Raw genomic sequence first — 10,067 nt, 5'->3', positions numbered from 1 at the left:
TTGGGGGGGGGGGGGGGGGGGGGGGGGAGGAGGGGGGGGGGGGGGGGGGGGGGGGGGGGTGGTTTTTTCCCCCCCCCCCCCCGCTGCCGTATGGGAGGGGCTCAGCCGGTGGCGCCGAGCAGCACCGCCCACTTCTCCAGGGCGGGCTCCTCCGACAGGTCGGCGACGGCGACCTCGATGCCGTGGTCGCGGTTCCAGCGGCCGGCCAGGGCCATCAGGCGGACCGAGTCGAGGCCGTAATCGACGAGGTTCTCGTCGTCGGGGATGTCGGCGGGGTCCTCGCCGAGGACGTCGGCGACGTCGTCACGCAGCTGCTGGAGCGTCAGTGCCATGGTGGTCACTTCCCTTCGAAGACGGTGGCGGTGGTGGTGACCACGGCACACTTGCCGGCCGCCCAGCGCAACGCCATCGCGTGGTCGTCCGCGGAGAAGTCGGCCACCGCGTCGGCGACGAGGAACGCCTGGAGGTCGCGCATCCACGCGTCGCAGGCGGTCATCAGGACGCCGATGTGGGCGTAGACGCCGGTGATGACGAGCTGGTCGCGGCCGAGGTCGCGCAGCCGCTCTTCGAGGTCGGTGCGGACGAAGCCGCTGTACTTCCACTTGGTCAGCACGGTGTCGTCCGGGCCGGGGGCGACCGCGTCGGCGATGGCCGCCGCGTGCTCGTCGGCGGGCAGGCCCGGGCCCCAGAAGTCCTGCTGGAGGCCGCGTTCGGCGGGGGTCTGGCCGCCGGGCTGCGCGGTGTAGAGGACCGGGATGCCGAGGCGGGCGGCTTCCTTCTTCAGCGCGGCCACGTTGCGCAGCAGGTCGGTGGCGGGGGACGCCTGGGTGTCGAAGGCCGACAGGAAGTAGTTCTGCAGGTCGTGGACGAGCAGGACGGCGCGCGACGGGTCGGCCTTCCAGTCCACGCGGTTCGCGGGCAGGTCGCCGGCGGACGGCATGGGGTAGGGGGCGATGGCGGGCAGGGCCATGGTGCGGTGCGGTCCCTTCAGGACGGAGCGAGGTGGCGGGGCGGGGCGGTGGTCAGGACGGGTCGGTGCCGCCGGTGGCGGCGGTCCGGAGGTCCTTCTTGGAGATCTTGCCGACGCCGGTCTGCGGGAAGGCGTCCACGAACACGACGCGGTCGGGCACCTTGTAGGCGGCGAGGCCGCGGGCGCGGACGAACTTCTTGACGGCGACGGGAGTCGGCCGTTCGGCGCCGGAGCGCAGGATGACATAGGCGAGGGTGCGTTCGCCCAGGTACGGGTCGGGTTCGGCGACCACGTTCGCGTCGTGCACCGCGGGGTGGGCGAGCAGGTGGTTCTCGACCTCCTCGGCGGCGATCTTCTCGCCGCCGCGGTTGATCTGGTCCTTGGCGCGGCCCTCGACCACGAGGTGGCCGGTGGGGGTGAGCCGGACGACGTCGCCGGTGCGGTAGAAGCCGTCTTCGGTGAAGGAGCGGGCGTTGTGCTCGGGCGCCTTCCAGTAGCCGCGGATGGTGTACGGGCCGCGGGTGAGCAGGTGGCCGGTCTCCCCCACGGGCAGGTCGTTGTCCTGGTCGTCGACGACGCGGATCTCGTCGTCCGGGGAGATGGGCCGGCCCTGGGTGGTGACGATGATTTCCTCGGGGTCGTCCAGCCGGGTGTAGTTCACCAGGCCCTCGGCCATGCCGAACACCTGCTGGAGGGTGCAGCCGAGGGCGGGGCGCACCCGCCGGGCGGCCTCCTCGCTGAACTTGGCGCCGCCGACCAGCAGGACGTCCAGGCTGCTCAGATCGTACGACGTGGCGGGCGCGGCCTCCGTCCAGACGAGTGCGAGCGGCGGGACGAGGCCGGTGAGGGTGACGCGTTCGCGCTCGATGAGCGGGAACGCCACGTCGGGGTTGGGCTGCGGGCACAGCACGACGCGGGCGCCCGCGTACAGGGCGCCGAGCGAGCCGGGCGAGGAGAGCGGGAAGTTGTGGGCGGCGGGCAGCGCGCACAGGTAGACGCTGTGCTCGTCGACGCCGCACAGCTCGTTGGAGCCCCACAGGGAGTAGATGTAGTCATCGTGGGTGCGCGGGATGAGCTTGGGTACGCCGGTGCTGCCGCCGGAGAGCTGGAGGAAGGCGAGGTCGTCCGGTGCGGGCTCGTCCCAGGCCGCGGTGTCCGCGGGCGGGTCGGCCGGTACGTCCGCGAGGGCCTCGAAGGGGCCCGGGGCGCCGCCGGTGACGAAGACGTGGCGCAGGCCGGGGACGTCGTCCCGTACCGTCGCGGCCAGCGCGCGGTAGTCGTAGCCGCCGTGTTCGGCGGCGATGACGTAGGCGGCGGCGCCGGTGAACTCGCAGAAGTAGCGGATCTCGGTCTCGCGGTGCGCAGGCAGCGCGAAGACCGGGAGGGCGCCGAGGCGGAAGAGCGCGAAGATCACCTCGAAGAACTCGGCGACGTTCGGCAGCTGGACGACGACCCGGTCGCCGCGGACGATGCCGCGGGCGTGGAATCCGGCGGCGAGCCGGGTGGCGCGGCGGTCCAGCTCCGCGTACGTCCAGCGGCGGCCCTCGCCGGCCGGGTCGACGACGGCGACCCGGTCCGGGTGGGCGGCGGCCCGGTCGCGCAGCATCCGTCCGAAGGTCTCGCCGCGCCACCAGCCCGCTTCGCGGTAGCGCTCGGCGAACTCCGCGGGCCAGGCGGGCGCGTGGGAGTGGGCGTAGGCGTACTGATCGGTCACAGCTCGGCTCCGACGGCGCTCAGGAAGGTACGGAACTTGGCGCCGGTCTCGGCGGTCTCGGCGGCGGGCTCGGAGGCGGCGACGATGCCCGCTCCGGCGTACAGGCGCAGGGCGCGCTCCTCGGCCTCGGCGCAGCGGATGGTCACCACCCACTCGCCGTCGCCGGACGCGTCGCCCCAGCCGATCATGCCGGTGAAGAAGCCGCGGTCGAACGGTTCGGTGTCGGCTATCACCTGGCGGGCGGTGTCGGTGGGGGTACCGCAGACCGCCGGGGTGGGGTGCAGGGCGCAGGCCAGCTCCAGGGCGGAGGTGTCCGGTGCGGCGAGGGTGGCGGTGACGGTGGTGGACAGGTGCCACATGGTGGCGGTGCGCAGCAGGGTGGGCCGGTCGGGGACGTCGAGGTCGGTGCAGTACGGGGCGAGTGCCCGGTGGACGGCGTCCACGACGACGGCGTGCTCGTGCAGGTCCTTGGCGGACTCCAGGAGCGCGGCGGCCCGGCGGACGTCCTCGGCCAGGTCGTCGCTGCGGGGGATCGAGCCGGCCAGCGGGTTGGCGACGACGCGTTGGCCGCGCCGCGAGACCAGCAGTTCGGGGCTGGCGCCGAGGAGGGTGCGGCCGGGCGCGGTGGGCAGCGCGAAGGTGTAGCCGGAGGGGTCGCGGCGGGCCAGGCGCTGGAGCATGGCGGGGATGTCGAGCGCGTCCGGGGTGGTCAGTTCGAGGGTGCGGGCGAGGACGACCTTGCTGAACTCGCCGCGCCACATGCGCTCGACCGCGGCGGCCACGCCGGCGCCGTAGACCTCGGGGGCCGGTACGGGTCTGATGTCCCAGTGGGCCACGGCGGGCGGGTCGGCGGGCAGTGCGATGAGCGGGTCGGCGGTGAGCGGCGGCGCGGTCCGCACGGTGGCGGGCACGGTGAGCGCGGCGGGCGCCGTCTGGTCGAAGGGCACGGCGCCGACGACCAGGGGCGCGCCGTGTCCGGCGGCCTGGGCGGCGCCGAGGGTGGCGGCGACGCGCTGCGGCAGGGGGCGTTCGTCGTGCGGGACTTCGCTGTGGGTGCCCTGTGCGAGGAGGGTGCGCGTGGGCGTGCCGAGGAAGCGGGCGCCGGGGGTGTAGGCGCCCAGGAGTGAGGTCGCTGCTCCTACGGCGGGGTGGGCCGTCTCGGCGAGGGGGACGTGCGTGGCGACTTCGGGTGCCGTCGGCACGGGAGCTCCAATTCTCGGAAGGCTGCGAGGTTCCGGGGGATGACTGATACGGGTGGTGGTGCGGAGGGGGCGTTCGGTGAGCGGGTGTGCGGTGGTGCGCGCGGGTCCGGCGGCCGGTGGGCGGCGGGGCGCGGCGCGGGTCACCGCAGGGTGGCGCCGCCGTCGACGTACAGCTCCTGCATGGTGATGTGCCGGGCGCGGTCGGAGGCGAGGAAGACGACCGCGTCGGCGATGTCGGACGGGTCGGCGATCCGGCCGAGGGGGATGCCGGTGCGGTACGTCTGCGGGTCGCCGGCGATCACGCGGCGGGGTGCGTCGTCGTCGGTCCACAGCGCGCGTTGCATGGCGGTGTCGGTGGAGCCGGGCGCGACGATGTTGCAGCGCACACCGCTGCGGGCGAGTTCGAGCCCGAGGCATTTGGTGTACATGGCCGCCGCGGCCTTGGAGGCGGCGTACGCGGCCATTCCGGTACGGGGGATGCCGGCGGCGTTGGAGCCGACGGTGACGATGCTTCCGGAGCCCCGTTTGACCATGTGCGGTGCGACGGCGCGGGACGTGTGGAAGACGCCGGTGGTGTTCACGGCGAAGGTGTCGGCCCAGTCCGCGTCGGACAGCTCGGCGGCGGCTCCGGGGCGCAGGACGCCGGCCACGTTCACCAGGATGGAGATCGGCCCGAGTTCGCGTTCGACGCGTTCGACGGTGGCGTCGACGGCGGTGCGGTCGGTGACGTCCATGGCCGCGGTGGTGACCGTTCCCGCGACGCCGTCCTCGGCGGGCGGGTTGGCGGGTGCGGTGCGGTCGGTGGCCACGACGTGGGCGCCCTGTCGCGCCAGGGCGGCGGCGACCGCGGCGCCGATGCCCTGCCCGGCGCCGGTCACCAGCGCGATGCGGCCGGTGAATTCGGCGCGGCCCGGTATGTGCTCAGGCATGAGCAACCTCCCCATTTGTTAGGCAAGCCTAACCTAATATAGGACAGGTGCCCAGCCACTCCGCCATTCCGCCCGTACGCTGCAGTAATGGTTAGGCTAGCCTCACCTTATGCAAAAGCAGCGTACGGGTATAGCCGCCCCGCCCTCCGAACACGGCACCGAAGGCGTCGCGTTGCCGGGCGCGGTGGCGGAAAAGGATGCCCGACCCCCTGCGGATGACCCGCGCTTTGCCTCTGGGCAGCCCGCGCCGGACCCCGGCGGCGAGCGCCCCGCGGGCACCACGAGGCGCACCGTCGCGCTCGCCGTGGCGGGCTTCGCCGCCGCCGTCCTCGTGCTGGCCGCCGTATCCCTGTGCGTGGGCGCCGGCGAGGTCGGCGCGAGCGGCGTCCTGGACTATCTGCTCGACCGCGGCGGCGCGCGCAGCGACCCGCGCCTCGCCCTCGTCGTCGGCGACCTGCGGCTGCCCCGTACGCTCACCGCCCTGCTCGTCGGCGGCGCGCTCGGCGTCGCCGGGTGCCTGCTCCAGGCCGTCACCCGCAACCCGCTCGCCGAGACCGGCCTGCTCGGCGTCAACGCCGGGGCCTCGCTCGGTGTCGTCGCGGGTATCGCGCTGCTGGGCCTGGACAGCGGCTACGCCTACCTCGTGTGCGCGTTCGCGGGCGCGGTCGTGGCCAGTGGCCTGGTGCTGCTCATCGCGGGGCGCAGGGGCGGCGGTTCGCCGATGCGGCTGGTGCTGGCCGGGTCCGCGCTGGGCGCCACCTTCGGCGGGCTGACCAGCGTGATCGTGGTGAACTCCGCCGAGACCTACGACCGGTTCCGGTTCTGGGTGCTCGGCTCGCTGGCCGGGGTCGAAGGCTTCGGCGAACTCGGCCGCCTCGCGCCCGTCCTCGTCGTCGGCTTCCTGGTGGCGCTGCTGGTCGCCCGGCCGCTGTCCGCGCTGGCGCTCGGCGACGACCTGGCCCGCAGCCTCGGCCACCGGCCGCCGGTGATCCGTACCGTGGTCGCGGTCGGGGTGACGCTGCTGACCGCTGCGGCGGTGGCGCTGGCCGGTCCCATCTCGTTCCTCGGGCTGCTGGCGGGCTTCCTGGCCCGGGCGGTCGCCGGGACCCGGCTCGCCGCCCGGCTGCTGCTGGCCGGGCTGATCGGCGCCGCCGTCCTGGTCCTCGCGGATGTGGCGGCCCGGGTGGTCTCCCGCCCGTTCGAGGCGCCCGTCTCCGTCATCGTGGCGCTGATCGGCGCGCCCGTGCTCATCGGCATCGTCCGGTCCCGGCAGCTCAGCGCGATGGGCATGACCGAACCGGCCACCGAGGAGCGCGCTTCGGGCAAGGCGGCGCGCGGTGTGCTGCGCGCGCTGCGGGAGCGCCTGACGCGCCGTACCCCGGAGCGCCGTGCGCCGAAGCCCGGCCGGGTGCGCCCCGCCGACACGTTCGTGCTGCGCCGCGGCCCGCTCTCCTTCCTCGTCGCCCGGCGTGCCACGTTCGCGGCGCTGCTGCTGGCCGCGCTGCTCCTGCTGGCCGTGGTGCTCTCCGCGTACGCCGGGCAGAGCGACATGGGCGTGACCCGCACCTTCCAGGCCATCTTCGGTCAGGGCGACCGGTTCGACGTCCTGCTGGTGCAGAAGTTCCGCCTCGGCCGGATCGTGGCGGGGCTGGCGGCGGGCGCCGCGCTGGGTCTGGCCGGCTGCCTCACCCAGACGCTGGCCCGCAACCGGCTCGCCACCCCCGAACTGCTCGGCGTCAACGACGGCGCCACCGCCGCCGTCCTGCTGTCCGTCACGCTCAGCGCGACCGGCACGTTCGGCGCCTGGTGGGCGGGTCCGCTGGGCGCGCTGGTCGCGGCGGTCGTGGTGACGGTCGTCTCCGGCGGCCTCGGCCAGCGGGGCTACCGCGTGCTGGTCGTGGGCCTGGCGATGTCCGCGCTGGCCTCCGCCGCCACCCAGGTCGCGCTCTCCCGGCGCTCGCTCAACTCGGCGAGTTCGCTGTACGTGTGGACCTCGGGCAGCCTCAACGGGCGCAGCTACGCCGTCGCCGTACCCGTCCTCATCGGCCTGGCCGTGCTGGTGCCGCTGAGCCTCGCGGTCGCCCGCCACCTGGGCGTGCTGCGCTTCGACGATGCCACCGCCTCCTCACTGGGCTCCGCTCCGGGCCGGACCCGCGCGGTGTGCCTGCTGCTGGCGGTGGCGCTGGCGGGCCTTGCCGTCGGGATCTGCGGGCCGGTCGGGTTCGTGGCGCTGGCGTCGCCGGTCATCGCGTCGCGGCTGGCGGGGCCGCTGCGGGTGCCGCTGGTCGGCACGATGCTGACGGGTGCGCTCCTGGTGGTGGCGGCCGACACGATCGGGCGGATCGTTTTCGCGGGCACGGAGGTGCCGGTGGGCGTCGTGACGACCGTGCTGGGCGGGCCCTTCCTGCTGTGGGTGCTGCTGGGCCGCTCGGCGGCAACCCGTGTCTGACGAACGCGACGAACGCGCCGTGCTGACGACGCTCCCGGAAGGAGTACGCAAGTGACCGCTGTCCGAAGTCCCCTGCTGTGCGGGCTGGCCGCCGAGGTGCGGGCCGGGCGGCCCAGCGCCGAGGAGGAGTTCTGGCGCCACGCCGCGGCGGCCGGTACGCCCCTCGTGGAACCGGACCCGGACGGCGTCCCCGGCCACGTCCTGGTCACCTTCGTGTGGCGGGACGACCCGGCGTCCCCGGCCACGGGCGTGCTGGCGCTCCTGCACACCGTCACCGACCGGGACCGGCACGCGGGCGACCTGACGCCGCACCTGATGACCCGTATCGAGGGCACCGCGGTCTGGGCCCTCAGCCACCGGCTGCGGGCCGACCACCGCGCCTCCTACCAGTTCCTCCCCGGCACCGGGCCGCGTGAGGAGCTGCTGCGTACGGACCGGGCGGCGTGGCTGAAGGTCCTGGACAGCGCCGTACCCGACCCGTTGAGCACCGCACCCGTCCTGCCGTCCCGGGACGGCCGCCACCCCGCCTCCGTCATGGAGCTGCCCGGCGCGCCGGCGCAGCCGTGCACCGGACGCAGGCCCGGCGTGGCACGCGGCACGTCCGTGAGCACCGAGGTGGACGGCAGGAACGTCACGGTGCACCTGCCGCCCGGCCACCGCGCCGACGGCGGCCCGTACGCCGTGGCCGTGCTGCTGGACGGCGAGATGTGGGGCCCGGTCCTCGGCGCCGGCGACCTGTTCGACAATCTGCACGCCGACGCCTCCGTACCGCCCACCGTCGCGCTGCTCGTGGACACGATGGGGCGGCGGATGGAGGACCTCAGCTGCAACGGGGAGTTCGTCGACTGGCTGGCGGACACGCTGCTGCCGTGGGCGGACGCCGCGTACGGGACCGATCCGCACCCGGAGCGCACGGTCGTGGCGGGGCAGAGCGCGGGCGGGCTGACCGCGGCGTACGCCGCCTTCCGCCGGCCGGACCGGTTCGGGCTGGCGCTCTCGCAGTCCGGCTCCTTCTGGTGGCCGGACGACGAGCGCGGCACCGAGTGGCTGACCCGCCAGTACGCCACCGCCGAACGCCGCCCGGTCCGGCTGCGGCTGGAGGTCGGCCTCCAGGAGTGGATGCTGCTCGCGGAGAACCGCCGCCTGCGCAACGTCCTGCGGGCGCGCGGCTACGACGTGGCGTACGAGGAGTTCAACGGCGGCCACGATTACGCCTGCTGGCGCGGTGGCCTGGCGACCGGGCTGGGGGCGCTGCTGTCCGGCAGCTGACTCCTCGCCGACGCACTGCGCCCCGGACCCGAGTGCGGGCCCGGGGCGCGGCCGTTTCCGGCGGGGCGGCTGATCAGCCCGCCGCCGGGGCTTCGGCCCCCTCCCCCGCCTTCTCGTCCCCGTCGAAGTCGTCGTCGAACGGCGGCGGCTGCGGCGGGTCCTTCGGCAGCCGTACGGCGATGAGTGCGCCCACGGCGACCAGTGCTGCCGTCACCCACACCGCGACCCGGTACGGGCCCGGGCCGGTGCTGCCGGTGCCGTGCACGCCGATCACGCCCGCGCAGACGGCGATGCCGAGGGCGCCGCCCAGGGTGCGCACGATCTGGAAGAGGCCCATCGCGCGGCCCATGTCGGGCGGCGCCACGTTCTCGAAGCCGGCGAGCTGGACGGTGAGCACGGCCGTGCCGAGCACCAGGCCGATGGCGAACATCAGGCCGCGTACCAGCCAGGCGTTGTCCGCCGCGCCCGGCACGGCGAGGGCGGCGAAGACCACCGCGGCGAGCAGCAGCGCGGGCACCACGAGCCGTCGCGGGCCGATGCGCGGCAGCAGCCGGTCGACGACCTGGGAGGCGAGCATCAGGCCGATCGCCTCGGGGAAGACGCTCAGGCCCGCGTCCAGGGCGGAGGCGCCCAGTGCCGCCTGGTAGAGCAGCGGGAAGACGAACAGGACGCCCATCAGTCCGGCGGCGGTGAGCACGGCGAGCGCGGTGCTCGTGCCGTACGCGCGGTCCGCCAGCAGCCGCAGCTTCAGCAGCGGCTCCGGAGCACGGAGCTGGTGGACCACGGCGGCCACCGCCAGCACCACGCCGAGTACGGCGGCGGCCGCGACGGCGGGCTGCGTCCAGCCGTGTGACGGGCCGAATCCGAGCGCGTACGTGAGCAGTCCGAGGCCCGGGGTGGCGAGCCAGAACCCGGCCCGGTCGAACGGCCCCGGTACGCCCTCGACGTGCTCGCGCAGCCCGAGGACGCCGAGCAGGACGGCGGCGATGCCGATCGGCACGTTCACGAAGAACAGCCAGTGCCAGGACAGGTGCTGGGTGAGGAAGCCGCCCAGCGGCGGTCCCAGCGCGGGCATCAGGGCCGTGGGCACGATCAGGACCTTGCCCAGCTTGGCCCGTTCGTGCGGCGGGAACGCGCGGAACAGCAGGGTCATGCCGACCGGGGTCAGCAGGCCGCCCGCCAGCCCCTGCACCGCCCGCGCCACGACCAGCGCGGACAGGCCGGGGGCCAGGCCGCAGGCGGCCGAGGCGGCGGTGAAGACGGCGAGCGCGCCGAGGAAGACGCGCTTGGTGCCGTAGCGGTCGCCGAGCCAGCCGGCGACCGGCAGGGCCAGCGCGAGGGCGACGAGGAAGGCCGTCTCCACGGTGTTGGCGGCGGAGACGGGCTGCCCGAAGTCGCCCGCGATGGTGAACAGGGCCGGGTTGACGATGGTCGAGTCGAGGCCGTTCATGCACATGGCGGCCGTGTAGACGAGGACCACGACGGTCCTCGGATTCATCCGGGGCCGGGTTCTCGGTTCGGTGGTGGTCACCGG

At 74.6% G+C, this 10,067-nt stretch carries 8 protein-coding genes; 2 read left to right on the top strand and 6 right to left on the bottom strand.

What is annotated here, in order from left to right:
- Positions 1-101: 101 nt before the first annotated feature.
- From ACZ53K_RS32620 to ACZ53K_RS32600, 5 genes are all read right to left on the bottom strand, one after another.
- Positions 102-332: a phosphopantetheine-binding protein gene (locus ACZ53K_RS32620; RefSeq protein WP_468843785.1), complete on the bottom strand. Its 231-nt coding sequence runs from the start codon at positions 330-332 to the stop codon at positions 102-104.
- Positions 333-337: 5 nt separating this feature from the next.
- Positions 338-970: an isochorismatase family protein gene (locus ACZ53K_RS32615; RefSeq protein ID WP_468843783.1), complete on the bottom strand. Its 633-nt coding sequence runs from the start codon at positions 968-970 to the stop codon at positions 338-340.
- A 52-nt stretch (positions 971-1,022) separates the two neighbouring features.
- Positions 1,023-2,684, bottom strand: coding sequence for a (2,3-dihydroxybenzoyl)adenylate synthase (locus ACZ53K_RS32610; RefSeq protein WP_468843781.1), 1,662 nt, complete (start codon positions 2,682-2,684; stop codon positions 1,023-1,025).
- Positions 2,681-3,886, bottom strand: coding sequence for an isochorismate synthase DhbC (gene dhbC / locus ACZ53K_RS32605; RefSeq protein ID WP_468843779.1), 1,206 nt, complete (start codon positions 3,884-3,886; stop codon positions 2,681-2,683). The genes ACZ53K_RS32610 and dhbC overlap by 4 nt, the downstream gene beginning before the upstream one ends.
- A gap of 140 nt (positions 3,887-4,026) precedes the next feature.
- Positions 4,027-4,815, bottom strand: a complete 789-nt coding sequence (locus ACZ53K_RS32600) for a 2,3-dihydro-2,3-dihydroxybenzoate dehydrogenase (RefSeq protein ID WP_468843777.1) — start codon at positions 4,813-4,815, stop codon at positions 4,027-4,029.
- A gap of 109 nt (positions 4,816-4,924) precedes the next feature.
- Between ACZ53K_RS32600 and fhuB the strand changes: the two genes are divergently transcribed.
- Together fhuB and fes are read left to right on the top strand one after the other, a co-directional pair.
- Positions 4,925-7,264: a Fe(3+)-hydroxamate ABC transporter permease FhuB gene (gene fhuB / locus ACZ53K_RS32595; protein WP_468843775.1), complete on the top strand. Its 2,340-nt coding sequence runs from the start codon at positions 4,925-4,927 to the stop codon at positions 7,262-7,264.
- Between the two features lie 51 nt (positions 7,265-7,315).
- Entirely contained in the window at positions 7,316-8,533 is a 1,218-nt protein-coding gene (gene fes / locus ACZ53K_RS32590) for an enterochelin esterase (protein WP_468843774.1), read from the top strand.
- A gap of 73 nt (positions 8,534-8,606) precedes the next feature.
- On the opposite strand, the gene ACZ53K_RS32585 is transcribed toward fes, so the two are convergent.
- A complete protein-coding gene (locus ACZ53K_RS32585) occupies positions 8,607-10,031 on the bottom strand; it encodes a DHA2 family efflux MFS transporter permease subunit (protein ID WP_468843794.1) in 1,425 nt (474 codons plus the stop codon).
- Positions 10,032-10,067 lie beyond the last annotated feature (36 nt).

The sequence above is a fragment of the Streptomyces sp. NPDC033221 genome, assembly GCF_055577005.1.
Note: the sequence above shows the minus strand (reverse complement) of the source record. Positions and strands in the feature narration are given on the sequence as shown.